This window comes from Baekduia sp. (assembly GCF_035318805.1).
In the GTDB taxonomy this organism is placed as follows: domain Bacteria; phylum Actinomycetota; class Thermoleophilia; order Solirubrobacterales; family Solirubrobacteraceae; genus Baekduia.
This window is the reverse complement of sequence record NZ_DATHDY010000136.1, coordinates 124,199-147,309: the sequence shown is the minus strand read 5'-3', so window position 1 is coordinate 147,309 and position 23,111 is coordinate 124,199. Positions and strand designations below refer to the sequence as shown.

Here is a 23,111-nt window from a genome sequence, read left to right as displayed (position 1 = left end):
TACTCGTCGGCAACAGCACCGATGGAGGAGTTTCGCATGGAAAGCATCGCGCATCGAGCGGCGGTCGTCGCCGCCTGCGCCTGTCTGGGTCTGGTCGCCCTCGGCACGGCGAGCGCTTCCGCGTACACGAACTCGTATTGCGGAGTGCTGAAGACGGCGTATTCGTGGTGCGGGGACGGGTCGAACCACAGCTACAACTACAACAGCGCCACCTACGCCGGCGCCGGCGACGTCTGGCTGTGCGAGCGCCTGCTGATCGCCGACTCGACGACGCAGCGGGCGACCCCATCGTGTGCATACAACGCCGTCGATGAGTCGTTCGCGTCCTTCCCGCAGCTCACCGAGGCTGAGATCCAGCATCAGACGGGATCCCAGCACACGATCTACGGGTACGCGACCGCATGAGCGGCCGGCGCACTCTGATCAAGGTCGCCAGCGTCCTCGCGACGGCGGCGTCCGTCGCCGGCGTGGCGGTCGCGGCGACCACGGGCGCCCCGCCGGCTCCGCCGCCGGCGGTGCCGCAGGACCGCTCGGCGCAGACCGTCACCGCGGCCGACGCGACGCAGGAGGCCACGATGGGCGTCCTGCGGCGGGCGGTCGGTCGCGGCGACACGCTGCCGCAGGCGGCGCGCGACCACGTGGCCCGTGGCGCGGGCCCGTCCCTGGGCGCCAACCCGGCGCTCGCGCGCCTCGCCCTCACGACGCCGTTGGGTGAGCAGCTGTACGTGGTGCCGGCCCGGGGCTGGGTCTGCCTGACGTCCAGCGAGGCGCGCGGCACCTGCACGCCCACCGATCGCGTCGCCGAGGGCTACGCGGTCAGCCTGCGCCCCATCCCGTCCGGCTTCCGCCTCTCGGGCCTGGTGCCCGACGGCGTGGACCGGGTCGAGGTGCGCGGCGACGGCCAGGTCGGCACGGCGGCGCCCGCGGGCAACGCCTGGCAGACCGACGTGGCCTTCGAGCCCAAGGCGGTCGCCTGGACGGGTCCGAACGGCGAGCGGGTGGTGCCGGTCTCCGCGCCGCCGCCGGCGCCGGTCGGCCCGGCCGCGCCGGAGACGGTGCTCGCGCCGCCTGCGGCCCCTTAGGAGTCGCCCGGGCCGGCCTGCCTGGCGGCCCGAGGCTTGGAGCGGCGACGTTCGTTCTTCAGGAGCGACGTCGCCGTCTCCTGGCCCACGTAGGGCAGGACGACCGAGAACAGCAGATCGGGCAGCAGCGCCGGAAGCTCGTCGCCGCGGCCTTGGAGCACGCGTGAGTAGACGACTTCGTAGATGCCGCCCACGAGCGTCTCCGCGGTCAGCTGCGGTGGCAGCTTGGACTTCGGCAGCTCGTCGGCCGCCGCCTTCTCGATCATCTGGGCGAACGCGGTCATCGTGCGGTTGCGCCGCTCGATCGCGCTGGGCCCGGCCGCCATGACCTCGACGATGCACATGTCGGCGAACGTGGGCTCGTCGGCGATGAAGCTCAGGAGCCCCGCGAGGCTCTCGCGCGCCTTGGCGACGAGGCCGTCGGCCTCCGCGTAGGCCGCGCCGACGCGCTCCAGCAGCTGCTGGGTCACCGCGTCGAAGGCCGCCAGATAGGCGTCCTCCTTGCCACTGAAGTTGTCGTAGAAGGTCCGTCGCGAGACGCCGGACGTGACGACGATGTCCTCGACGCTCATGGCCGCGTACCCCGCGGCGCTGCAGACGTCGGCCACTGCGGCGAGGATCCGCTCGCGCTGGTTGGAGACCACGAACTGGCGGGACAGCCCGTGTCGGCCCGCCGGGAGCTGATAGGGCTCGCGCTGGCGCTTCTTCCGTGAATCGGGCAAGGCGGACGGAAACATACATGTCTCGTCGGCCGTGGCGCGAGTCAGGGCGCGGGGACGCTCCGCTTGCTCGCCGTCTGCGTCACGCGCTGGTACTCGGCCTCGGCGATGTCGGGCCCCACGAACGGCAGCAGCGCGCTGTGCAGCAGGGACGGCAGGAGCGTCGGCAGCTCCTCGGTGCGATGCGTCGTCACGCGTGAGTAGATGACCTCGTAGATGCCGCCGACGATCGCCTCGATGGCGACCGGCGGGGCGGACCCCGTGGCGAGCGCGTCGCCCGGCGGGGGCATCAGGAGCTCCTGGAATGCGCGCATCGCGCGCGTGCGGCGCTCGAGCGCGCGCGGGCCGGCCGCAAGCGCCTCGACGACGCACACCCGGGCGAGCACCGGCTCGGCCGCCAGCAGGTTGAGGAAGGCCGCCAGACCGCGGCGGACGCGAGAGGTCCACGTCTCGCCGGAGGCGAAGGCGGTCGAGACGCCGCTGAGCAGCTGCTCGAGCACCAGGTCGTAGGACGCGAGGAACGCGTCCTCCTTGTTGGCGAAGTGGTCGTAGAACGTCCGGCGCGACACGCCCGCGATCGCGATGACGTCCTCGATCCGCATCGCGGCGTACCCGCCGCGGCTCGCCGCCTGCAGGACCCCGTCGAGGATGCGCTCGCGCTGGTTGGAGACCACGAAGGCCCGTGGGAGGCCGTGCCGACCCGCCGGAAGTTGGTGTGGTCCGCGGTTGTGGGTCGAACGGTGCTCCACGGGTCAAAACATACTGTTGTTTCTCACCTTGCGCCAGTGCTGCGCTCGGTTTCGGACCGGCCGTCTGGTCTCGGACCGACGGCGATCCGTGCGTCACAGGCGGCCGCCAGGCGGCTCTTAGCACTCGTGTGGGCGATCCGGCGGCCTGCTGCAGGGCGTCGGCAACCGAAACTGGGGGTCGGATGAGGATGCTGAGCGAGGTCCTGACCGGTGCGCGCACGTGCGTGCCAGACTGCGCGATCTGCGAGCGGCTGCGGGGATCCGCGGCCGCTGCGGTGCTGATGAACGAAGGGCGCGAGGTGACGCTGGCCGACTTGGCGGCGGCGGCCGGCATCGCGGCCTCGAAGGCCGAGGGCCATTGTCCCGAGGGCGCCGCGCGCGTCGTCGCCGACGCCTACCGCCGGGCCGCCGGCGAGCTGTTCGGTGAGTACGCGGCGTCGTTCCGCCTCGCCGACTCGTGGCCGGAGAAGCTGACGGCGTCGCTTCAGCGGCTGCTGCGCCGGCTGGCCGACGAGCCCGCCATGGCGCACCTGTGCTTCGTGACCCCGACCACGGGTGACGAGGAGCTCCGCGACATCCGCGAGACGTACCGCGGGCGCTACGTCCAGCTGCTGGAGGATGAGCAGCGCCAGGACGGGGCCGAGCCGCTTCCCGGGCTCCAGCTCGAGCTCATGGTCGGCGCGGTGTTCCGCACGATCAGCGGCCTCGTCTACGACGGGCGCGCCCCGGAGCTGCCGGCGCTGCTGGAGGACGTCGCGGGTGCGGCGCAGGTCTTCGAGCCCCGGGTGTCCGTCACGGCGTGACGGCTCCCCGGCGCTCGGCGGCGAGGAGCGTGCAGATGGCCGGCGCGAGGCGCGGAAGCGACGCGTGCCGGCCATCGATGAGCCGCCGCTGGACGATGCGGTGCACGGCTCCGAGGACGGCGTGTGCGACGTCGTCGGCGCGGAGCACGCCGACGGCCGGCCGCTCGGCCGGATCCTGATACCGCACGACCTCGGCGGCGAGCTGCGCCATGGTCGCCTCGTGCCGCGCGAGCCCCGCCGGACCGGCCGCCAGGATGTCGACGCAGAGGACGCGGGCGTGGGCCGGCCAGGCGGCGAAGTAGCGCAGCAGCTCGGTAAGCGCGGGCTGCAGTCCGGGGCCCGCCTCGGTGACGAGCTGCAGCGCGTCGTCGCGGATTGCGTCGTAGCTGGCGAGCAGGCACTCCTCGCGGTTGGCGAAGTGCTCGTAGAAGGTCCGGCGCGAGGCGCGGGCGGCGACGATCACGTCATCGACGGTGACGTCCAGGAAGCCGCTGATCGCCGCGCGCTGCGCCATGGCCGCCAGCAGCCGGCTGCGTGCGCACGGCGGCCACGAGTGGGGGACGGCGGCCGCTCCCTCGCGGAGGATGACCGGCCGGGTGAGCTCACTGAGATGGGGCACGACCGACCTTCCCTGATCGTCATGGCGCGCGACGCCCCGGGGACCGTCGAGTCCCCGGGGCGGGCGTGGCCCGGCCAGCGGCCGGGTGATGCTGCGCTGGCCCTACTTGCAGGCCACCGTGTCGGCGAACTCGACCGTCGCGCCGGTGCTCAGCGACGCGGTGACGCTGAACGGCCACTTCTTGTTGGCGGGGCAGGACGTCGTGGCCAGCCAGTCCTTCGCCTTGGCCTTGCCACCGGCGGTGACCGAAAGGTCGCGCACGGAGATCGGGACGCCGGCGACGATCTGGAGCGCCTTCGGGACCGTGAACGTCAGCTTGTAGGCGTACTTGCCGGTCTGCTTGGTGATGTTGCCGACGACCGTCTTCTGGACGCGCGCCGGGTTGGTCAGGATCGTCCAGAACAGCACCTTGTTGCCGCCGCCGTTGACGACGGTGATGTCCGGGTGCGTGATGACGGTGTCTGCGAACGCGTCACCGGTGCCCTTGCCCATGATGGAGTCCTTCGGGCACGCGGCGAGGCCGCCGTTGTTGAGCTTGGCCTCCGTGCACTTCGGATACTTGGCGCCGTTGTAGAGCGAGCCCTTCGGGAAGAACACCACGCCGGTCTGGAAGATCGGCTTCTCGAGGTCGCCGGGCGTCTCGAAGTGCATCTTGACGTTGAGCTTGACGCCCTGGGGCTTCTTCTTCGTCCCGGCCTTGTTCGGCGAGACCGTCGGCGTCACGGTCAGCGTCGTCTGTGGACTGTCCTGGGCGATTGTGGGGGCGACCTCGACCGCGACCAGGGCCAGGACTCCGATCGCCGGGATCAGGAACTTGCGCATCTTTACTCTCCTCGTTGGGACCGCGACTCCGGGCACCGTAACGCCTGGCGCGGTCGGCTGCAAACGACCATGTCTTCAATAGGAACACGGCGCGGAGCTCGACGGAGCGGTCCGAGGAGCATCGCAGGGAGCCGGTCATAACGCCAGCCCAACACATGCACGTTGCCCCCGAAAACGAGCACGTGTACATTCCGGCCATCCCCTCCGCGGCCCGCCATCCGTATCGGGCGCCGCGCCGGCTCGCCCTCGCCGCATTGGTCCTCGTCGCGGCGGCGCTGGCGTGGGTGCTCCTGCGCGACCCCCCTCATCGGTACCGGGTCGTGTTCCAGAACGCCGGCCAACTGGTCAAGGGCGACGTCGTGCGCATCGGCGGAACGCCGGTCGGCACCGTCAAGTCCGTCGACCTCAGCGACGACGACCAGGCCCAGGTCGACGTCACCGTCTCGGGCGACTACGGCCCGCTGCACGAGGGCACGACGGCGACGATCCGCGCGGAGGGCCTCACCGGCGTCGCGAGCCGCTACGTGGACCTGAGCCCGGCGTCGCAGACGCGCCCGAAGCTCGACGACGGCGGCCTGATCCGCAGTGACAAGACGACCTCGATCGTCGAGATCGACCAGCTGTTCAACACGCTCGAGCCCAAGACCCGCAAGGGGCTGCAGGGGTTCATCCAGGGCTCGGCGGACTGGTACGCCGGCCGCGAGCCGGCGGCCAACGCGTCCACGAAGGAGATCCCGAAGACGCTGGCCACGCTCAGCGCGCTGGCGGGGGAGATCACGAGCGACAGCGCCACCTTCGAGCAGTTCCTGACCGAGACGGGCGACGCGATGGGCGCCATCGCCGACCACCGCGACCAGCTGACCCAGCTCGTCAGCAACACGCGCCAGACGACCGCGGCGCTCGGCTCCGACACGGCGTCGCTGACCGCCGCGCTGGACAACGTGCCGGGGGCGCTGCAGAGCGGCTCGGACATGTTCGTCGCCCTGCGGCCCGCGATCAAGGACCTGCAGCACCTGACCGACGTGACCAAGCCCGCGACGAAGGATCTGCAGCGCTTCCTGCGCGAGCTCACGCCCGTGCTGCAGGAGGCGACGCCGACCTTCGGCCAGCTGCGCAAGATGTTCGCCCAGCCCGGCGGGGCCAACGACCTGCTCGACGCGCTCCGCGAGCTTCCCACGCTCGGCAGGCTGACCGACAAGGCGTTCCCCAACGCCGAGAAGGCGCTGAAGGACTCCACGCCGGTGTTCTCGTTCGCCCGGCCCTACGTGCCGGATCTCGTCTCGTGGGTCAAGAGCTTCGGCGGAGCGTCGGCCACCTACGACGCCAACGGCCACTACACACGAGCCGTGCCGGTGTTCAATGCCTTCACCTACCTCGAAGACGGCACCGGCCCGCGCCTCACGCCGCGCCCCGCCGGCGAGCGCGGCACCAACCCGACGCTCACCAGCGGCAACCTGCGCCGTTGCCCGGGCGCGGCGACGCCGGCGCCCTCGGACGGCTCGGCGCCGTTCGTCGACGACGGCGATCTCGCCGCCCCCGACTGCAACGCCGCCCAGCGCGTGAGGGCGACCGGATGAGGCGGGCGCGCTTCGTCGCCGCCGGCGCCGCCGCCTTCGCCACCGCCGCGGTCCTCGGCGCGGTCGGCGCGGGCGGCGACGACCCGGCCGGCGGCAAGTACCTCGTGCGGGCGGAGTTCGACAACGCGAGCTTCATCACCACCGGCGAGAACGTGAAGGTCTCGGGCGTGACCGTCGGAACGGTGCACGCGCTCGACGTCACCCCGGACCACCACGCGGTCCTGGTGCTCCAGATCGACGACCCGGCCTTCCGGCCGTTTCGCCGCGACGCCCACTGCCGCATCGGCGTGCAGTCGCTCATCGGCGAGCAGTTCGTGGAGTGCGAGCCGACCGAGGTGCGCGGCGGCGATCGCGCCGCGGCGGCCCCGCTGCCGCGGATCGACTCCGGCCCCGGCGAGGGCGAGTACCTGCTGCCCGTCAAGCAGAACTCCTCGCCCGTCGGCGCGGATCTGCTCAACGACATCATGCGCGTGCCCGAGCAGCAGCGCCTGCCGCTGATCATCAACGAGTTCGGCGCGGGGCTCTCGGGCAACGGCGAGTCGCTGCGGGCCGCGATCAAGCGTGCCAGCCCGGCGCTGCAGCAGGCCGACAAGCTCGTGGCGATCCTCGCCGAGCAGGACCAGACGCTGAGCCGCCTGGTCGCCGAGTCCGACGCCGTGCTCGGCCCGCTGGCCGACCACCGTCGCGACCTGACCGGCTTCCTGAAGCACGCCGGCCAGACCGCGACCGCGACCGCCCAGGAGGGCGACGCGCTCGAGGCCAACTTCGCCAAGTTCCCCGCCTTCCTGCGCGAGCTGGGCCCGGCCGCCGACCGCCTGGGCGAGCTCGCCGACCAGACCACGCCGACGATCCAGGCGCTCGCCGCGCAGGCGCCGGCGGTCAACGAGGCCACGGCGCGGCTCGGGCCGCTGGCCAAGCAGTCGACGCCGGCGCTGAAGACCCTCGGCGACGTGGCCGACCGCGGCCGCAAGACGTTCCCGCAGCTCGACGCGCTCGTGAGCCGCCTCGGCGAGCTCGGCCTCCCGCTGCGCCCGCTGTCGGCGGACCTCGCCGCGCTGTCGTCGAGCTTCGACAAGACGGGCGGCATCGAGAGCCTGATGCGGTTCATCTACTTCTACACGGGCACCGTCAACGGCGAGGACGCCTCAGGGCACTACACGCGCGCCGGCCTGGGGCCCAACGCGTGCGTGGACCGCGCGTTCGAACCCGGAGGCGGCTGCTCGGCCAACTACTCGCGCGACAGCGTGGCGAACGCGGCACGCGCGTCGAGCACCGGGTCGGCCTCGAAGGCCACCACCGCGAAGCCCGCCCCCGCACAGGGCACGACCGCAGGGTCCAGCACCACCAAGCTCCTCGACTACCTGCTCGGGCCATGAACCGCCGGCGCAACGTGTCCATCGCCGCGAACCCGATCCTCATCGGCAGCGTCACCGTGCTCGTGGTGATCGTCGCGGTGTTCCTGTCCTACAACGCCAACCAGGGGCTGCCGTTCGTCCCGACCTACAAGCTCGACGTCGTGCTGCCGAACGCCTCGGGACTGGTCAAGGGCAACGAGGTGCGCATGGGCGGCGACCGGGTCGGCGTCGTGCGCGAGATCCAGGCCTTCTCCCGGCGCGACGGGTCCACGAGCGCGCGGCTGAGCCTTGCGCTCGACGACACCAAGCACCACCTGCCGGTCGACACCAAGGTCCGGGTGCGCCCGAAGTCGGCCCTCGGCCTGAAGTACGTGGAGCTCACCGACGGCACCTCCCCCAAGACGGTCCCCGAGGGCGGCACGCTGGCCGTCCCGCAGAGCTCCGGCCGCCCGGTCGAGATCGACGACTTCTTCAACATGTTCGACACGCCCACGCGCGACGGGTCGACCGACAACCTGTTCGCGTTCGGCACCGGCTTCGCCGGCCGCGGCGGCGACCTCAACGCGGCGTTCCGCACGCTCGAGCCGCTCGTGACGCACCTCGAGCCCGGCGCCCGCAACCTGGCGGCGCCCAAGACGAAGTTCGCCCAGCTGTTCCCGGCGTTCGAGCAGGCCGCGGCCGAGGTCGCGCCCGTCGCCGAGACGCAGGGCCGGCTGTTCGCCAACCTGGACCGGACGTTCGGGGCGCTGGCCGGCAGCTCCGAGGCGCTGAAGGCCACCATCCGGGGCGGCCCGCGCGCGCTCGACGTCGCGACGCGGGAGCTGCCGGCGCAGGCCGGCTTCGAGCGCGAGAGCGCCGAGCTGTTCCGCCGCTTCCGGGCGCCGTTCACGTCGCTGGCGGCCGCGTCGCCGCACCTGGCCTCGGCGTTCCGTGCCGGCGCGCCGGCGCTGAAGGTCTCGCCACAGCTCAACGCTCGCGTGGTGTCGACGCTCAAGGCGCTGGAGGCCTTCGCGAGCGACCCGCGGGTGATCCCCGCGCTCCAGCGACTGACCCGCACGGCGAACCTCCTGGAGCCCACCATCGCGTTCGCCACGCCGGTGCAGACGAAGTGCAACGCGTTGACGCTGCTGTTCCGCAACCTCGGCAGCGCACTGTCGGAGAGCGATGCGGTCGGGTCGTTCCTGCGCTTCTCGCTGGTCGCCCCGCCGCAGCTGCCGGGCAGCGAGCTGGGTCCGTCGGCGACGCCGGCCAACGGCCCCCGGGGAAGCGGCAAGGTCGGGTCCCTCGAAGAGGACAGCTTCCTGCACAGCAACCCGTACCCGAACACAGCGGCGCCCGGCCAGACGCAGGAGTGCGAGTCCGGCAACGAGGCATACACGGCGAACCGGCAGGTCATCGGCAACGTCCCGGGCAACCAGGGCACGTACGTCGACCCGACGAAGCGGGTGCTGAAGTGAGGCGCAACCACAGCCTCGGGATGCCGCCGCTGCGGGCCGGCCTGCTGGCGATCCTGCTCCTCGTCGTCGCCGCGTACTTCGGCTTCACGAAGGCGATCCCGTTCCGCCATCACTACGAGATCCAGGCGGTCGTCAAGAGCTCCAACCTGCTCAAGCCGAACTCGCCGGTGCGCATCGCCGGCGTCAACGTCGGCAAGGTGGTCGAGGTCGGCCGTTACAAGAAGACCGACCTCGCGGTGGTCACGATGCGCATCGACGACCGCGGCCGGCCGGTGCACCGCGACGCGACGGCGAAGATCCGGCCGCGGCTGTTCCTGGAGGGCAACTTCTACGTCGACCTCCGGCCGGGCACGCCGGACGCGGGCGACCTCGCCGATCGCGGGCTGCTGCCGATCACGCAGACCTCCACGCCCGTGCAGCTCGACCAGGTCCTCACCGCGCTGCAGAGCGACACGCGCGGCTCGCTGCAGGAGGCGGTCAAGGGCTTCGGCCAGGCGCTCGACGAGAAGCCGACCGCCGCCGAGGACGCGCGGCAGGACCCGGGCGTGCGGGGGCTGACGGGTGCGCAGGCGCTGAACAAGACGCTGGCCACCAGCCCGGCGTCGCTGCGCGACACCGCGCGGGTCACCGGCGCCCTGCTCGGCCCCAAGCCGCACGACCTCTCGCGCACGATCCACGGGCTGGCGCGCACGATGACCGCGCTCGCCGACCGTCAGGGCGATCTCGCCGACCTCATCACCGAGTTCAACGCCACCATGTCGACCACGGCGGCGCATGCGGCGGACCTGCGGGCGGCGGTCGCCGAGCTGGGCCCGACGGCCAAGCACGCGCAGCTCGCCTTCACCAAGCTCGACGCATCCCTGCCGGCCACGCAGCGCTTCGCCCGGGACCTGAGCGCGAGCCTCCCCGAGCTGCCGGCGACGATCGCCGCCGCGCAGCCCTGGCTGCAGCAGGCGCAGAAGCTGCTGGCTCCCGACGAGCTGGGCGGGCTGCTCGACCAGCTCTCGCCGGCGACGGCAGACCTCGCCGCACTCGGGCACGCCACGCGCGTGTGGCTGCCGAAGATCGACGCGTTCAACCGCTGCATCACCGACGTGATCCTGCCGACGGGCAACCTGAAGGTCGACGACGGCGCGCTCTCGGCCAACACCGAGAACTACAAGGAGTTCTGGCACGGGATGGTCGGCATGGCCGGCGAGGGCCAGGCGTTCGACGGCAACGGGCCGTACCTGCGCCTGCAGGCGGGCGGTGGGCCGCAGATCATCAAGAGCGGCAAGACCAACTACTCGCAGGAGGGCTTCTTCTCCAAGCCGACCCTGCCCCCGCTCAGCACGCGCCCGGCCTACGGGAACAAGCTGCCGCCGCTGGACCGCTCCGTGCCGTGTGCGAAGAGCCCGGTGCCCGACGTCAACGGCCCGGCCTCGACCGGTCCCGCGGACGGCTCCAAGCCTGACGCGGCGGCACCGAGCGCCGCCGCGGTGGACAGCGGAGGCGGCGGCTGATGCGCGGCGTGCGCAAGCAGATGGCCAACGCGGTCTGGCTGGTGGCCATGATCGTCTCCGGGCTGCTCGTAGGCGGCTACATCCTCGGCCATCAGCGCCTGACGTGGCCGAGCTGGGCACCGCTCGTCGGCAAGGACTACTTCTACCTCAACGCCCGCTTCTCCGCGGCGCCGGGCGTCCTGCCGGGCCAGGGCAACGCGGTCACGATCTCCGGCGTGAAGGTCGGCGAGATCACCGGCGACACGCTGCAGGACGGCCAGGCGGTGCTGAAGCTGCGCCTGGACGGGCGCTACGGCCACGTGCGGCCGGACGCGACGATCCTGCTGCGCCCCAAGACCGCGCTGAAGGACATGGTCGCCGAGCTCGACCCCGGCACGGCGAAGGCGGGTCCGGAGCTCCGCGACGGCGCGACGCTCGGCGTCAAGGCCACGCTGCCCGACGTCAACTTCGACGAGATCCTCGCCGGCCTCGACGGCGACACCCGTGCTGCGCTCGTCGCGCTGCTCGGCAACGGCGCCACCGCCCTGGGCAAGGGCAACGGGCGCGAGCTGGCCAGCACGCTGCGCCGGTTCGAGCCGCTCTCGCGCCACGCCGCGCAGGCGTCGAAGCTGGTCGCCCATCGGCGCGTCCAGCTGCGGCGCCTGATGGGCAACCTGTCCAAGCTCTCGCAGGAGCTCGGCGCGCGCGATCGCGACCTCGGGCAGTTCGTCAGCTCCAGCGCCGCGGTGTTCCGGCACTTCAGCGCCCAGAACGACCACCTCGGCCAGACGCTCGCGCTGCTGCCGGGAGCGCTGCAGTCCAGCGACAAGGCCCTGGGCAAGCTCGACGACCTCGGCACCACGCTGCGCACCGGGCTGACGGCCCTGCGGCCCGGGGCGGCGTCGCTCGGACCGACGCTGAAGCAGACCCAGCCCTTCCTGAAGCAGACGGCGCCGGTGCTGCGTGACTCGCTGCGGCCGTTTGCCCGGGAGGCCCAGCCGACGGCGCGCAGGCTCGTGCCCGCCGCGCGCGACCTCGCCAAGGCGACGCCCGACCTCGACACGCTCACCACGACGCTCAACGCCCTGCTCGACGAGCTGGCGCACGACCCGCCGGGCAACGACGTCCACGGCCAGAGCTACCTGTTCAACGTGCCGTGGGCCAATCACAACACCAACTCGGCCATGGCGTCCCAGGACGGCATCGGGCCAGCGCGCCACAGCCTCGTGCTGTTCAGCTGCGGCGCGCTGCAGCTGCTCGACGTCTTCGCGGACCCCAAGAGAAACCCGACCCTCTCGACCGTCGTGGGCCTGCTCAACGCCCCGAAGTCCGACCAGTGCCCTCCACCTAAGTGATCAAGACCGTCCCCACCGCCGGCCGCATCGCCGTCATGGCGCTCTTCGCGCTGTCGAGCTTCGGCGCGTGCCTGTATCTCTGGATGGCCTTCGGCGGCTCGTCGCCGATGAAGCCGAAGGGCTACCGCGTGCAGGTGGCGTTCCCCGAGGCGACGGCGCTGGCCAACCAGTCCGACGTCCGGATCTCGGGCGTGTCGGTGGGCAAGGTCATCCGGCTCGAGCCCAACGCCCGTCGCGACCGCACGACGGCGACGATCGAGCTGCGCCCCAAGTACGCGCCGATCCCGCGCGACACGAAGGCGATCCTGCGCGTCAAGTCACTGCTGGGGGAGACGTTCGTCGAGCTGACGCCCGGCAACCGGCGCGGGCCCAGCGTGCCCGACAACGGGTCGCTCCACGACGCCGCGGTGTCGCCGACCGTCGAGATCGACGAGATCTTCTCGACCTTCGACGCAAAGACCCGCGCCGCGTTCCGCACGTGGATGCAGTCGCAGGCCGCCGCGGTGCAGGGCCGCGGGACCGACATCAACGCGTTCTTCGGACAGCTGCCCGGCTTCACGCAGAAGTTCGACGACCTCTTCACGACGCTGGACGCGCAGCAGGCGGCGACGAGCAAGGCCATCTCGACGACCGGCGAGGTCTTCGACGCGATCAGCCAGCGCGAAGGCGAGCTGCGCGGCCTGGTGACCGACTCCGAGCGCCTGTTCGCCACGACCGCGGCGCGCAACCGGCAGCTGGCCCAGATCTTCGAGAAGCTGCCGCGGTTCGAGCGCGAGAGCTCGGCGACGCTGCCCAAGCTCACGGCGTTCGGGCAGAAGGCCCAGCCGGTCGTCGAGCAGCTGCAGCCGGCCGCGACCCAGATGAAGCCGGCGTTCGCGGCGTTGGACCAGCTGGCACCCCAGTTCGACGGCTTCTTCGGCCAGCTCAAGGACGTGGTCAAGGCGTCGGAGGCCGGCCTGCCGGCCTTCGACCGGATCCTCGGCAACCTGCCGCCGCTCTTCGACGCGTTCCAGCCGTTCCTGCGCAACGCGAACCCGATGGTCGACTACATCGGCAAGAACAAGCGCGAGGTGACGTCGTTCTTCGCCAACACCGCGGCCGCCTCGGAGGCACGCGACTTCAACGAAGTGCTGCCGGGGGCCAAGGGCGCCGTGCACTACCTCCGCACGTCGCAGTCGCTGACGCCCGAGTCGCTGACCTTCTACCCGCGGCCGCTGGGCTCCTCGCGCCTGAACGCTTACCCGAAGCCCGGATCGCTGGACGAGCTGGCCAGCGGGCTGTCGATCCTCGGCAACGGCGACTGCGCCGGCCCGGAGCTCACGCCCCCGGCGGACGCCGATCCGCAGGAGCTGGCGCCCCTGGTCGCCCAGTTCGCCTTCCGCAGCGACGGCGCGCCCGTGGCGCGACCCGCGTGCAAGCCGCAGGGCGCCTACCCGGGCTTCTCGACTGCCGTGCCGCAGCTCCGCGCTGAGCGCTGAGCCGGCGGGCGCAAAATCGGTTGACATCGGTCCGCCCGTGTGGTGATATTCGAACTGAGAGACGAACTCGTGTCTGGACCGGCACGGGACGTCCTCTCCAGGTCCTCTCGCAGGGCGCGGCCACCATATAGGCGCGTGGGGCGCCACTCGGCTGCACTTGCGGGAGGGGGACATCACCGGGGAGCCTGCCCACCCCCGAGGGCAGGCTCCCCAGTGTCCCGCTGGCCGGAGCGCTGCGGGCAGGGCGCCGTGGTCGGAGCTGCGCGTCGAGCCAGGTGCGGAGGTCGGTGAGGACCTCGCTGCGCTCGGGCTCGGACTCGTCGAAGAGGCAGCGTAGCCGCGGCGGGGAGGGCACGGCTCGACATTCTTGTTATTGTCTATCAATCTTATGGTGAATGTCGAGCGCCCCGAGGACCTTCCTGCATGAGCCCCGTCGTCCTGCACTGGTTCCTGCCCACCAACGGCGACTCGCGCGCCGACCTCAGCCTCGGCAACGCCGTCGGTGTGAGCGGCTCGCGCGTGACGGAGAGCGGGGTGGAGCGCGCCCCCGACGTCGGCTACATCGGGCAGATCGCCCGCTCGGCCGAGCAGCTTGGCTTCCGCGGGGCGCTGACGCCGACCAGCAGCTGGTGCGAGGACGGCTGGGTCATCACCGCCGGCCTCACCCAGGTGACCGAGCGCTTCGAGTTCCTGGTGGCCTTCCGCCCGGGGCTGCAGTCGCCGACGCTCGCGGCGCAGATGGCCGCGACCTACCAGCGCATCTCGGGCGGGCGGCTGCTGCTCAACGTGGTCACCGGCGGCGACGACGCCGAGCAGCGCCGCTTCGGCGACCACCTCGAAAAGCGCGACCGGTACGCCCGGGCCGCCGAGTTCCTGCACGTCGTGCGCGAGCTGTGGACGGGCCTGCCCGTCGACCACCAGGGCGAGCACTACAAGATCGAAGGCGCGCAGCTGGTGGCGCCGCCGAAGTGGCCCGACATCTACCTCGGCGGGTCGTCGCCCGAGGCGATCGACGTCGCGGCGCGCCACGCCGACGTCTACCTCACGTGGGGCGAGCCGCCCGCGCAGGTCGCCGAGAAGCTCGACCGCGTCCGCGAGGCCGCGTCCGGCGTCGGCCGGGAGCTCCGCTTCGGCATCCGGCTGCACGCGATCGCGCGCGACACGTCCGAGGAGGCGTGGGCGGAGGCCGACCGCCTGCTGGCGGGGCTCGATCCGGAGGCGATCGCGCGGGCGCAGGAGGTACAGCGCGCGTCACAGTCCGAGGGGCAGCGGCGGATGACCGCGCTGCACGACGGACGCACCGACTCCCTGGAGATCTCGCCGAACCTGTGGGCCGGCGTCGGCCTGGTGCGCGGCGGTGCGGGCACGGCGCTGGTGGGCAGCCACGAGGAGGTGGCCGACCGCATCGCGGAATACCACGACCTGGGCATCGACGAGTTCATCCTCTCCGGCTATCCGCACCTGGAGGAGGCCTACCGCGTGGGCGAGGGCGTGATCCCGGTGCTGCGCCGGAGGGGTCTGCTCGACGCCTAGGGGTGCCGCGCCTCGAACACCGCGAAGCAGGGGCGGTCGTCCAGGTTGGAGCCGAAGCGCACGCCCGCGGCGCCGCGGTCGTGGGCGGTGCGCGTCGCGGGATCGTCGACGTCGGTCAGCGCGCCGTCCAGCGCGAGGGTGGCGGGGGCGAGCACGCGCAGTGCGGCAACGGGATGAACTCCAGCGGCGCCGCACGGTGGCCGAGCCGCCAGACGCGGGCGGGCGTGGCCGCCCGGCGACGCCAGCTCAGGCCGGACCCCCGGCGAACGCGCGTGCCGCGGGAACGACGAAGCGCAGGGCGTCGGGATCGCCGGCGCGGCGCACGACCGCGGCGGGCGCCTGGTCGTCGAGCCGCGTGTTGGAGCCGACCCACCAGGCCTTGGCGGTGGTGGGCCCGAAGGCCTCGCTGATCATCCTGGTGGCCTTGAACGCGTCGCGCAGGCGCATCTCGCGCTCGTCGCGCGGCCGGGTGCGCCCCGCGGCCCAGCGGCCGACCATCTTCGGATCGGCGACGCCCGCGACGTAGGCCGTGAGCTTCTGGCCCAGCTGCTGCTGGAGATAGCCCGCGATCTCGTCGATGCCCAGGCGTGTCGCCTCGTCGCTCACCTTCAGGGGGTCCAGCACCGCCATGACGGTTCCTCCTTGGTCGGTCACCCGGGAAGTCTACCGGAAAAGCAACCCGTACTTCAATGGCCGCCGGCGGGCCTCAGCTCTGCACGATTACGTTGGTGGCCTTGATCACCGCGGTGGCGGCCATCCCGGGGCGCAGGCCGAGGTCGTCGACCGCCTCACGCGACATGAGCGAGACGATGCGGTAGGGCCCGCACGCGAGATCGACCTGGGCCATCACGCCGTCGCGCTGGATCGCCACCACGACGCCGGACATGCGGTTGCGCGCGCTGGTGTGGTCGTGCGCGGAGCGCTCGCGCAGCAGGTTCGCGAGATCCTCCGCGCGCAGGTAGCGCTGGCCGCCGTGGCGTTCGAACGGGATGCGGCCGTCGCGCTCCCAGCGGCGCAGCGTGTCGACGCTGACGCCGAGGGCGGAGGCGGCGGCGCCGATGCGGACGAGGTTCTCCATCAGGGTGCAGACGCTACCGGTCGCCACGGCGGGCGCGCGGGCCTACATCGCGCGGCTGAGGGAAGGATCCGGCTCCGAGAGCGTCTTACGGACATGACGTTCTCTTCGAGCTCGAGCGCCGGAGGAGGCGGCGGCGGCGGTGCCTACGGCGGCGGGTCCTCCCAGCCGGCGACCAAGACGACCACCTCGGGCGCCGGCCACACCCGACTCCGCTCCCGCCGCCGTCTCCTCGGGCGCATGGGGGGCCGGCTTGCGGTGAGCTCGACGCCGTGACGACGCAGACCATCGCGGCTACAGTCGGGGAGATGCCCCAGGACGACCGGCTTCGTCCGCTCGATCCACAGCGTCTCGGCGATCACGTCGACCGGCTCTACCGCGCCGCGTTCGTCCTGTGCGGCAATCCCCACGACGCCGAGGATCTCGTGCAGGAGACCTACACCCGCGTGCTCGCGCGTCCGCGCTTGCTGCGTCACGACGACGACCTCGGCTACCTGCTGCGCGTGCTGCGCAACACGTTCGTCAACCGGCTGCGCAGCCAGCGCCGCCGGCCGGCGCCGCTCGAGCTCGACGACGAGCGCGACGGCCTGCCGCGCGCGACCGACCCGCGCCATCCCGAGGCCGCGCTGGAGGCCAGCGAGCTCCTCGCCGCGATCGCCCTGCTGCCCGGCGACCAGCGCGACGCCGTGGTCGCCGTCGACGTCGTCGGGCTGTCCTACCGTGAAGCCGCGCACGCGCTGCGCACCAAGGAGGCCACGCTCACCACCCGCGTGCACCGCGGCCGGGCCCGGCTGGTCCGGGGGCTGCAGGCGCCCGCCGCCGGCCCGATGAGGAAGCCATGATCGACCCACCCCTCACCCCCGACCAGGATCCGGACACCGACGCCGTCGGCCGGCGCATCCGCCAGGCCTCGCTGAGCATCGACGCGCCGCCGCGGCTGCGCGCCCGCGTGACCGAGCAGCGCGTGCGCGCCGGTCACCGATCGGGTGCGCGCGGCGTGCGGTGGTGGCGGCCCGCGGTCGCCGCCGGCCTCGCCGCCGCCGTGGCGCTCGTGCTCGTCGTCGCGGGTCTGACGGGTGGCGACGGCGGTGGGTCACCCTCGTTCGACGACGCCGCCCAGCTCGCGCTCGCGCGCCCGAACGCGCCCGCGCCGGCCGTGGACCCGGCCAACACGACGCGGGTGAGCGCGCAGCTCGGCGGGATCGACTTCCCCAACTACGCCTACGCGTGGCCGAAGTGGCGGACGGCGGGGACGCGGCAGGACCGCGTCGGCGGGCGCGAGGCGGTCACGGTCACCTATCGCGGCCCGAAGGGCGACGTCGGCTACACGATCGTCGATGGCAAGCCCCTGGACGAGCCGGCCGGCGCGCGGCACGTCACGGTCGGCGACGTGCGCCTGGCGGTGCTCCAGCGCGGTGCGACGACGTTCGTGACCTGGCGCCGTGCCGGCCACACGTGCGTGCTGGCCTCGCGCGCGCCGGGCGTCGAGGCGCAGCTCGTGCGCTTCGCGGCCTGGGCATGATCCCGGGGTGACCCAGGAACGCTCGACCGAGGTCGACACCTACATCTCGGAGCACCTCGTCGGCTCCGACGAGGGCCGAGGGTGACGCGACCGACGGCTACGCGGGGGCGACGACCTTGTCGATCGCCGACAGCACGCGCGGCGCCTGGAACGGCTTGGCGATGAAGTCCTTCGCGCCCGCCTTGACGGCCTCGAGCACCTTGGACTCCTGCGCCAGCGCCGAGCACATCACGACCTTCGCGCTGGGGTCGAAGGCCATGATCTCGCGCAGCGCGGTGAGGCCGTCCTTCTCGGGCATCGTGATGTCGAGCGTGGTCACGTCGGGCCGGAGCTCCTGGTAGCGGGCGAGCGCCTCGTTGCCGTTGACGCCCTCGCCGACGACCTCGTGGCCTCCGGTCTGGAGGACGTCGATCACCATGCGACGCATGAACGCCGCGTCGTCAACCACCAGGATGCGTGCCATCGTCCCCTTCGTGGTCGGCCACGGCGCGCGAAGCTGAACACGCCGGCCGCGCGCGGCGCTACGTGCGGGCGGCGGCGGCGGCGCGAGCCAGCAGCTCGGCGACCTGGGCGTCGCCGACGGGCTCGAAGTCGTCGAACCATGCGCCGACCGCGCGGAAGCGGCGAGGCAGCACCGGGCAGATCAGCGCGTCGGCCTCCACGTCGAGCTGCGCGCATGCGTCGCCGGAGCCGACCGGGACGGCGACCACGATCCGCGCGGCGCCGCGCTCGCGCAGCGCCGCCACCGCGGCGCGCATCGTGGCGCCGGTCGCCAGTCCGTCGTCGACGACCACGACCGTGCGACCCGCGACGGCGGCCGGCGGCCGGTCGCCGCGATAGCGCCGCTCGCGCCGGTGCAGCTCCGCGAGCTCTCGCTCGACGATCGCCTCGAGCGCCTCGGGCCGGACATCGGCGGTCGCGACGATCTCGGGATTGAGGACCTGCACGCCGCCCGAGGCGATCGCGCCGAAGGCGAGCTCCTCGCGGCCGGGCACGCCGAGCTTGCGAACCAGGAGGAGGTCGAGCTCGAGACCCAGCGCCGCGCCGATCTCGAACGCCACCGGCACGCCGCCGCGGGGCAGCGCCAGGACGATCGGCGTGCCGTCCCCGCCCGGCACGCGCAGCGCGTCGGCGACCAGCGGCGCGAGCCGGCGTCCCGCGTCGGCGCGGTCGGCGAAGGGCGGCATGTCCCACGACTGCCCGGTGAGGGGACCGTCGAAGCCCGATCGGCCGCCGGTCATCTACCGTCCCGCGCGATGCTGAACGTCGCTCCCGAAGTCGCAGAAGCCCTCGCCGCCGGGCGCGCCGTCGTCGCGCTGGAGTCCACCATCGTGTCGCACGGCCTGCCGCGTCCCGACAACGTCGCGATCGCCCGCCGGATCGAGACGGCGGTGCGGGACGGCGGGGCGGTCCCGGCGACGATCGCCCTGGTCGACGGCGAGGTGCGCGTCGGCCTCGACGACCCGGCGCTGGAGGCCATCGCCACGCGCGACGACGTCGTCAAGTGCAGCGCCCGCGACCTGCCGATCGCGGCAGCGCGCGGCGCGACCGGCGCCACGACGGTCGCGGCGACCGCGCACGTCGCGGCCCAGGCCGGGATCGAGCTCTTCGCGACGGGCGGCCTGGGCGGCGTGCACCGCGAGGCGCGCGACACGTGGGACGAGTCGGCCGACCTCGCCGCGCTGGCGCGCACGCGCATCTGCGTGGTCTGCGCGGGCGTGAAGTCGATCCTCGACATCCCCGCGACGCTGGAGCGCCTGGAGACGCTGGGCATCGGCGTGGCGGGCTACCGCACGGCGCGCTTCCCGGCCTTCTACCTCACCGACAGCGGCTACGAGCTGCCGTGGCGGCTGGACTCGCCGCAGGAGATCGCCGACGTGCTGGCCGCGCGGGGCGCGCTCGGCCTCGACGGCTCGGCGCTGGTGATCGCCAATCCGCTGCCCGAGCCGGAGCAGCTGGATCCCGACCTGCACGAGCGCGTGCTGCGCGCGTCGCTGGAGGCGGCGGCCGCCGAGGGCGTGCGCGGCCGCGACGTCACGCCGTTCCTGCTCGACCGCTTCCACGCGGGGACGGGCGGCGAGAGCCTGCGGGCAAACGTCGCGCTCGTGCTGGCCAACGCGCGCCTGGCCGGCGAGATCGCGGTCGCGCGGCAGGGATGACGCGACCGGCGATCGTCGTCGTCGGCGATCTCATGGTGGACGTCGTGGCCGCCGCGGCCGGGCCGCTGGCGCACGCGTCCGACACCGAGGCGCGGGTGCGCTGGACCGGCGGAGGCGCGGCGGCGAACGTCGCGGCGTGGCTGGCGGCGGCGGGCGCGCCGGTGGCGCTCGTGGCCAGGACCGGCGACGACGTCGCGGGCCGCAGCGCGGTGGCCGAGCTGGTCGACGCGGGCATCGACGTGCGTGTGGCCTTCGACGCCGAGCGGCCGACCGGGACGTGCGTCGTGGTCATCGGCGCCGACGGCGAGCGCACCATGCTGCCCGACCGCGGAGCGAATCTGGCGCTGGCGGTCGACGACCTCCCCGGCGACGTGTTCGCGGCGGGCGGGCACCTGCACCTGTCGGGCTACGTGCTCCTCCACGCGGGCCCCCGCGCCGCGGGACTCGCCGCGCTGGACCGGGCGCGCGCGGCGGGAATGACGATCTCGGTGGATCCGGCCTCGGCGGCGCCGCTGCGGGCGGCGGGCGTGGACCGCGTGCTCGGGTGGATCGGCCGCGTCGACCTGCTGCTGCCCAACGCCGACGAGGCCGCGGCGCTGACGGGCGAGGCCGACCCCGAGCGGGCCGCCCGGGCGCTGGCGACGCTGGCCGGCGCTCGGGAGGTCGTGGTGACGCTGGGCGTCGGCGGCGCGGTCTGGACCGACGGCTCAACGATCCTGCGCGCTCCGGCGCCGGCCGCCGACGTGGTCGACACCACCGGCGCCGGTGATGCGTTCGCGGGCGGCTGGCTGGCCGCGCGGCGCGCCGGCGCGGGGGTGCCGGCGGCGTTGGAGGCGGCGTGCGCGAGTGGGGCGCGGGCGGTGGCGGGGGTGGGGGCGCGGCCGTGATGGCGTTCCGCGCGGGCGGCGTCGTGGTGCAGGTCGGCGCGCGGATGTGATGGCGGTCCGCGCGGGCGGCGTGGTGCGGCGCGTGGTCCGGGATCACTGACGGGAGCGAGCGGGGCTGGGCGGCGCCGGCGCGGTCGGTCGTCCGCGGGCGCCGCTCCGGCGCCGTCGTGGGGCGGGCGTGATGGCGTTCCGCTCAGGCGGCGTCGTGGTGCGGCGCGTGGTCCGGATCACTGACCGGAGCGAGCGGGCGCGGTGGCGCCCGTGCCGCCGGTCGTCCGCGGGCGGGGGGCGGGAGGGTGGGGGACGAGCGGCACCTGGACGTTGAATGTCAACGTCCAGGTGCCGCTCGGGCTCGGCGACGAGACGGATGGCGATTGGACGTTGAGATTCAACGTCTAGTCGCCAGCGGTCGTCGAGGAACGACCGTTCATGCCCGAACGACCCGCCCCACGAGGGCCGACGGACGCCCCCGAGCGCCCGCGCCGCCAACGACGGCTCGCTCTTCTCAGTGATCCAGACCACGCGCCGCACCACCCAACGCGCCCGAACGGAGCGCCACGAACGCCCGCGCGCCGGAAGCGGCGGTGGCGCTGGAGGCTGCCGTGCGCAAGCGGTGCCGAGCGCGGCCGTGCTGGTGTCCCGCTCCGGCGCCGTCGTGGTGCGGCAGGTGGTCTGGGATCACTGACCGGAGCGAGCGGGCGCGGTGGCGCCGGCGCCGCCGGTCGTCCGCGGGCGCGGGGACGAGCGGCACCTGGACGTTGGATGTCAACGTCCAGGTGCCGCTCGCGCTCGGCCGCGAGACGGATGGCGGCTGCAGGTCGCTCTGCGACCCCAAGTCGCCGTCGGTCGTCGAAGTGCGGCCGTTCACGCCCGAACGACCCGCCCCACGAGGCTGGCGGACGCCCCCAGGCACCCGCGCCGGCGAGGCGGATGGCGTCTCGACGTTGAGGCTCAACGTCTATTCGCCATCGGCGGTCGACGAACCGTTCACGCCCGAACCACCCGCCCCACGAGGCCGGCGGACGACCCCGGGCGCCCGCGCCGCCAGCGACGACTCGCTCTCGTCAGTGATCCAGACCACGCGCCGCACCACCCAACGCGCCCGAACGGACCGCCACGAACGCCCGCACCACGCGCCACGAACGCCCGCGGCGCGCCCTCACTCCCCCCGCGGATCCCCACCACGCTCGCGCACCTCTTCCAGCACGCCGAGGATCTCACCCACGCGGCAGACCAGCAGGCGCTCCTCGTCGACCTCGATCCACGCCCCGGCTGAGGCGGGGAACACGACGTGGTCGCCGGGTGCGATGGGCATCCGGAAGCCGACGTGCTCCCACCAGTCCTGGCCCTGGCCGACCGCCAGGACGATGCCGTGCTGGGGTGGCGGCTCGTTGGAGCCCGAGGGGACCAGGAGGCCGGACTGCCGGAAGCGCTCGGGCTCGAGCTCCTTGATGACGACGCGATCGAAGAGGGGGCGCAGGAGATGCTTCATCGGGGCGCAGCGTACGAGACGCGGGCGCGGATCCACCGTCCGGCAAGATGGCGCGGTGCACAGGACCAGGGTCGCCGCCGCCGGGAGCGTCGCGTTCCTCCTCGCCGGGCCCGGCCTCGAGGCGGGCGTCGGACCATGGCTGCTCGTGCGGATCGCGGGCAGCGAGGTCGACGGCTGGCCGGCGGTGCTGCGCGTCGTCGGCGCGCTGCTGATCGTCGTGGGGCTCGCGGTGCTGCTCGACGTCTTCTTCCGCTTCGTGCGCGACGGCGCCGGCACGCCGTCGCCCGCGGCGCCCGCCCAGCGCCTGCTCGCGCGCGGCGCGTTCGCGCACCTGCGCCACCCGATGTACGTCGCGACGGCGACGGTGATCGTCGGCGAGGCGCTCGCCCTCGCCCAACCGGTGCTCCTGGCCGGCGCGCTCGCCTACCTGACCGCCATGGCGACGCTGAGCCACGCCGTCGAGGAGCCGCGGCTGGCCCGCCGGTTCGGCGCCGAGTACGACGCCTACCGGCGAGCCGTGCCGGGCTGGTGGCCGCGGCGCTAGGCGGCGGCCGGCTGCTCGAGGAACCCGAGCGCAGGCGGCCGTCGCCGGCCAGCGTGGCGAAGTCGTAGCCGATGGCGACCACGTCGCCGCCGACCGCCGGCTCGAGGTGCCAGACGAAGCGCACCTGGTCATGGTGGGCGTCCGGCGTGCCCGCGAGCACGAACCGGTGGCCGGGGAACTGCTGCTGAGCGGCGCCGATCATGGCGTCGATCTCGTCGGCGCCCGACCCCGACATCATGGGGTCGAGGTACGTGCCGCCGTCGGCGAACGCCTGGGTGACGAGCGCGCGCCGGCGCTCCGGCACGGCCTCGTTCCAGGCGGAGATGTAGGTGTTGACGAGCTGGGTGATGGGGTCGGTCATGGGACGGAGCGTGCCAGCGGCGCCGCGCTCGGTCGATGACC

At 73.2% G+C, this 23,111-nt stretch carries 26 protein-coding genes; 16 read left to right on the top strand and 10 right to left on the bottom strand.

Features of this window, described 5'->3' with window-relative positions; all coding sequences use genetic code 11:
• Window positions 1–36 precede the first annotated feature (36 nt).
• Complete coding sequence (locus VK501_RS27280) at window positions 37–405, top strand: hypothetical protein (RefSeq protein WP_324343203.1); 369 nt, start codon at window positions 37–39, stop codon at window positions 403–405.
• The gene (locus tag VK501_RS27275; RefSeq protein ID WP_324343202.1) at window positions 402–1,082 is read left to right on the top strand and encodes a hypothetical protein; all 681 of its coding nucleotides are present in this window, start codon (window positions 402–404) and stop codon (window positions 1,080–1,082) included. Before VK501_RS27280 ends, VK501_RS27275 begins: the two co-directional genes overlap by 4 nt.
• Here the strand turns inward: VK501_RS27275 and VK501_RS27270 are convergent.
• Both VK501_RS27270 and VK501_RS27265 read right to left on the bottom strand, forming a co-directional pair.
• Entirely contained in the window at window positions 1,079–1,804 is a 726-nt protein-coding gene (locus VK501_RS27270) for a TetR/AcrR family transcriptional regulator (protein ID WP_324343201.1), read from the bottom strand. The two genes, VK501_RS27275 and VK501_RS27270, sit on opposite strands and share 4 nt — an antisense overlap.
• A 41-nt stretch (window positions 1,805–1,845) precedes the next feature.
• Window positions 1,846–2,550, bottom strand: a complete 705-nt coding sequence (locus VK501_RS27265) for a TetR/AcrR family transcriptional regulator (RefSeq protein ID WP_324343200.1) — start codon at window positions 2,548–2,550, stop codon at window positions 1,846–1,848.
• Between the two features lie 182 nt (window positions 2,551–2,732).
• Here VK501_RS27265 and VK501_RS27260 point away from each other — a divergent pair, with 182 nt between their 5' ends.
• A complete protein-coding gene (locus VK501_RS27260) occupies window positions 2,733–3,353 on the top strand; it encodes a hypothetical protein (protein WP_324343199.1) in 621 nt (206 codons plus the stop codon).
• Here the strand turns inward: VK501_RS27260 and VK501_RS27255 are convergent.
• Entirely contained in the window at window positions 3,343–3,972 is a 630-nt protein-coding gene (locus tag VK501_RS27255) for a TetR/AcrR family transcriptional regulator (RefSeq protein WP_324343198.1), read from the bottom strand. The two genes, VK501_RS27260 and VK501_RS27255, sit on opposite strands and share 11 nt — an antisense overlap.
• 102 nt (window positions 3,973–4,074) lie before the next feature.
• Entirely contained in the window at window positions 4,075–4,794 is a 720-nt protein-coding gene (locus VK501_RS27250; protein WP_324343197.1) for a hypothetical protein, read from the bottom strand.
• A 182-nt stretch (window positions 4,795–4,976) separates the two neighbouring features.
• Here VK501_RS27250 and VK501_RS27245 point away from each other — a divergent pair, with 182 nt between their 5' ends.
• The 7 genes from VK501_RS27245 (at window position 4,977) to VK501_RS27215 (ending at window position 15,030) form a co-directional block, all read left to right on the top strand.
• Window positions 4,977–6,371, top strand: a complete 1,395-nt coding sequence (locus VK501_RS27245; protein ID WP_324343196.1) for an MlaD family protein — start codon at window positions 4,977–4,979, stop codon at window positions 6,369–6,371.
• A complete protein-coding gene (locus tag VK501_RS27240; RefSeq protein WP_324343195.1) occupies window positions 6,368–7,747 on the top strand; it encodes an MlaD family protein in 1,380 nt (459 codons plus the stop codon). The genes VK501_RS27245 and VK501_RS27240 overlap by 4 nt, the downstream gene beginning before the upstream one ends.
• Entirely contained in the window at window positions 7,744–9,183 is a 1,440-nt protein-coding gene (locus tag VK501_RS27235; RefSeq protein ID WP_324343194.1) for an MlaD family protein, read from the top strand. Before VK501_RS27240 ends, VK501_RS27235 begins: the two co-directional genes overlap by 4 nt.
• On the top strand, window positions 9,180–10,685 hold the full coding sequence (locus VK501_RS27230) for an MlaD family protein (RefSeq protein WP_324343193.1): 1,506 nt from the start codon (window positions 9,180–9,182) through the stop codon (window positions 10,683–10,685). The genes VK501_RS27235 and VK501_RS27230 overlap by 4 nt, the downstream gene beginning before the upstream one ends.
• Window positions 10,685–12,019 (top strand): MlaD family protein, encoded by a 1,335-nt coding sequence (locus tag VK501_RS27225; protein WP_324343192.1) that lies wholly within the window; start codon window positions 10,685–10,687, stop codon window positions 12,017–12,019. Before VK501_RS27230 ends, VK501_RS27225 begins: the two co-directional genes overlap by 1 nt.
• A complete protein-coding gene (locus VK501_RS27220; RefSeq protein WP_324343191.1) occupies window positions 12,016–13,497 on the top strand; it encodes an MlaD family protein in 1,482 nt (493 codons plus the stop codon). The genes VK501_RS27225 and VK501_RS27220 overlap by 4 nt, the downstream gene beginning before the upstream one ends.
• Before the next feature lie 423 nt (window positions 13,498–13,920).
• On the top strand, window positions 13,921–15,030 hold the full coding sequence (locus tag VK501_RS27215; RefSeq protein ID WP_324343190.1) for an LLM class flavin-dependent oxidoreductase: 1,110 nt from the start codon (window positions 13,921–13,923) through the stop codon (window positions 15,028–15,030).
• Here the strand turns inward: VK501_RS27215 and VK501_RS27210 are convergent.
• The 3 genes from VK501_RS27210 to VK501_RS27200 form a co-directional block, all read right to left on the bottom strand.
• On the bottom strand, window positions 15,027–15,185 hold the full coding sequence (locus VK501_RS27210) for a hypothetical protein (RefSeq protein ID WP_324343189.1): 159 nt from the start codon (window positions 15,183–15,185) through the stop codon (window positions 15,027–15,029). The genes VK501_RS27215 and VK501_RS27210 overlap by 4 nt on opposite strands.
• A 91-nt stretch (window positions 15,186–15,276) precedes the next feature.
• Entirely contained in the window at window positions 15,277–15,660 is a 384-nt protein-coding gene (locus VK501_RS27205) for a hypothetical protein (protein WP_324343188.1), read from the bottom strand.
• 76 nt (window positions 15,661–15,736) lie between these two features.
• Window positions 15,737–16,108: a TOBE domain-containing protein gene (locus tag VK501_RS27200; protein WP_324343187.1), complete on the bottom strand. Its 372-nt coding sequence runs from the start codon at window positions 16,106–16,108 to the stop codon at window positions 15,737–15,739.
• 305 nt (window positions 16,109–16,413) lie between these two features.
• Here VK501_RS27200 and VK501_RS27195 point away from each other — a divergent pair, with 305 nt between their 5' ends.
• The gene (locus VK501_RS27195; RefSeq protein ID WP_324343186.1) at window positions 16,414–16,947 is read left to right on the top strand and encodes an RNA polymerase sigma factor; all 534 of its coding nucleotides are present in this window, start codon (window positions 16,414–16,416) and stop codon (window positions 16,945–16,947) included.
• Window positions 16,944–17,627, top strand: a complete 684-nt coding sequence (locus VK501_RS27190; protein WP_324343185.1) for a hypothetical protein — start codon at window positions 16,944–16,946, stop codon at window positions 17,625–17,627. Before VK501_RS27195 ends, VK501_RS27190 begins: the two co-directional genes overlap by 4 nt.
• A 97-nt stretch (window positions 17,628–17,724) precedes the next feature.
• Here VK501_RS27190 and VK501_RS27185 read toward each other — a convergent pair whose 3' ends face one another.
• The gene (locus VK501_RS27185) at window positions 17,725–18,090 is read right to left on the bottom strand and encodes a response regulator (RefSeq protein WP_324343184.1); all 366 of its coding nucleotides are present in this window, start codon (window positions 18,088–18,090) and stop codon (window positions 17,725–17,727) included.
• Window positions 18,091–18,148: 58 nt separating this feature from the next.
• The gene (locus VK501_RS27180; RefSeq protein WP_324343183.1) at window positions 18,149–18,868 is read right to left on the bottom strand and encodes a phosphoribosyltransferase; all 720 of its coding nucleotides are present in this window, start codon (window positions 18,866–18,868) and stop codon (window positions 18,149–18,151) included.
• 15 nt (window positions 18,869–18,883) lie between these two features.
• Here VK501_RS27180 and VK501_RS27175 point away from each other — a divergent pair, with 15 nt between their 5' ends.
• Both VK501_RS27175 and VK501_RS27170 read left to right on the top strand, forming a co-directional pair.
• Entirely contained in the window at window positions 18,884–19,786 is a 903-nt protein-coding gene (locus tag VK501_RS27175) for a pseudouridine-5'-phosphate glycosidase (RefSeq protein WP_324343182.1), read from the top strand.
• Window positions 19,783–20,673: a carbohydrate kinase family protein gene (locus tag VK501_RS27170; protein ID WP_324343181.1), complete on the top strand. Its 891-nt coding sequence runs from the start codon at window positions 19,783–19,785 to the stop codon at window positions 20,671–20,673. The genes VK501_RS27175 and VK501_RS27170 overlap by 4 nt, the downstream gene beginning before the upstream one ends.
• A 1,159-nt stretch (window positions 20,674–21,832) precedes the next feature.
• On the opposite strand, the gene VK501_RS27165 is transcribed toward VK501_RS27170, so the two are convergent.
• Window positions 21,833–22,165: a co-chaperone GroES gene (locus tag VK501_RS27165; protein WP_324343180.1), complete on the bottom strand. Its 333-nt coding sequence runs from the start codon at window positions 22,163–22,165 to the stop codon at window positions 21,833–21,835.
• 55 nt (window positions 22,166–22,220) lie between these two features.
• Between VK501_RS27165 and VK501_RS27160 the strand changes: the two genes are divergently transcribed.
• The gene (locus tag VK501_RS27160; protein WP_324343179.1) at window positions 22,221–22,709 is read left to right on the top strand and encodes an isoprenylcysteine carboxylmethyltransferase family protein; all 489 of its coding nucleotides are present in this window, start codon (window positions 22,221–22,223) and stop codon (window positions 22,707–22,709) included.
• 200 nt (window positions 22,710–22,909) lie between these two features.
• A complete protein-coding gene (locus tag VK501_RS29010) occupies window positions 22,910–23,038 on the top strand; it encodes a hypothetical protein (protein WP_414641207.1) in 129 nt (42 codons plus the stop codon).
• Window positions 23,039–23,111: the final 73 nt, after the last annotated feature.

What these genes read in the sequence shown, in the direction of transcription:
- VK501_RS27280 (WP_324343203.1), top strand. Translation starts at nt 37, where the DNA reads ATGGAAAGCATCGCGCATCGAGCGGCGGTCGTCGCCGCCTGCGCCTGT.
- VK501_RS27275 (WP_324343202.1), top strand. Translation starts at nt 402, where the DNA reads ATGAGCGGCCGGCGCACTCTGATCAAGGTCGCCAGCGTCCTCGCGACG.
- VK501_RS27260 (WP_324343199.1), top strand. Translation starts at nt 2,733, where the DNA reads ATGAGGATGCTGAGCGAGGTCCTGACCGGTGCGCGCACGTGCGTGCCA.
- VK501_RS27250 (WP_324343197.1), bottom strand. Translation starts at nt 4,794, where the DNA reads ATGCGCAAGTTCCTGATCCCGGCGATCGGAGTCCTGGCCCTGGTCGCG.
- VK501_RS27240 (WP_324343195.1), top strand. Translation starts at nt 6,368, where the DNA reads ATGAGGCGGGCGCGCTTCGTCGCCGCCGGCGCCGCCGCCTTCGCCACC.
- VK501_RS27235 (WP_324343194.1), top strand. Translation starts at nt 7,744, where the DNA reads ATGAACCGCCGGCGCAACGTGTCCATCGCCGCGAACCCGATCCTCATC.
- VK501_RS27225 (WP_324343192.1), top strand. Translation starts at nt 10,685, where the DNA reads ATGCGCGGCGTGCGCAAGCAGATGGCCAACGCGGTCTGGCTGGTGGCC.
- VK501_RS27215 (WP_324343190.1), top strand. Translation starts at nt 13,921, where the DNA reads ATGAGCCCCGTCGTCCTGCACTGGTTCCTGCCCACCAACGGCGACTCG.
- VK501_RS27205 (WP_324343188.1), bottom strand. Translation starts at nt 15,660, where the DNA reads ATGGCGGTGCTGGACCCCCTGAAGGTGAGCGACGAGGCGACACGCCTG.
- VK501_RS27200 (WP_324343187.1), bottom strand. Translation starts at nt 16,108, where the DNA reads ATGGAGAACCTCGTCCGCATCGGCGCCGCCGCCTCCGCCCTCGGCGTC.
- VK501_RS27195 (WP_324343186.1), top strand. Translation starts at nt 16,414, where the DNA reads ATGCCCCAGGACGACCGGCTTCGTCCGCTCGATCCACAGCGTCTCGGC.
- VK501_RS27190 (WP_324343185.1), top strand. Translation starts at nt 16,944, where the DNA reads ATGATCGACCCACCCCTCACCCCCGACCAGGATCCGGACACCGACGCC.
- VK501_RS27185 (WP_324343184.1), bottom strand. Translation starts at nt 18,090, where the DNA reads ATGGCACGCATCCTGGTGGTTGACGACGCGGCGTTCATGCGTCGCATG.
- VK501_RS27180 (WP_324343183.1), bottom strand. Translation starts at nt 18,868, where the DNA reads ATGACCGGCGGCCGATCGGGCTTCGACGGTCCCCTCACCGGGCAGTCG.
- VK501_RS27175 (WP_324343182.1), top strand. Translation starts at nt 18,884, where the DNA reads ATGCTGAACGTCGCTCCCGAAGTCGCAGAAGCCCTCGCCGCCGGGCGC.
- VK501_RS27170 (WP_324343181.1), top strand. Translation starts at nt 19,783, where the DNA reads ATGACGCGACCGGCGATCGTCGTCGTCGGCGATCTCATGGTGGACGTC.
- VK501_RS27165 (WP_324343180.1), bottom strand. Translation starts at nt 22,165, where the DNA reads ATGAAGCATCTCCTGCGCCCCCTCTTCGATCGCGTCGTCATCAAGGAG.
- VK501_RS29010 (WP_414641207.1), top strand. Translation starts at nt 22,910, where the DNA reads ATGGCGTCGATCTCGTCGGCGCCCGACCCCGACATCATGGGGTCGAGG.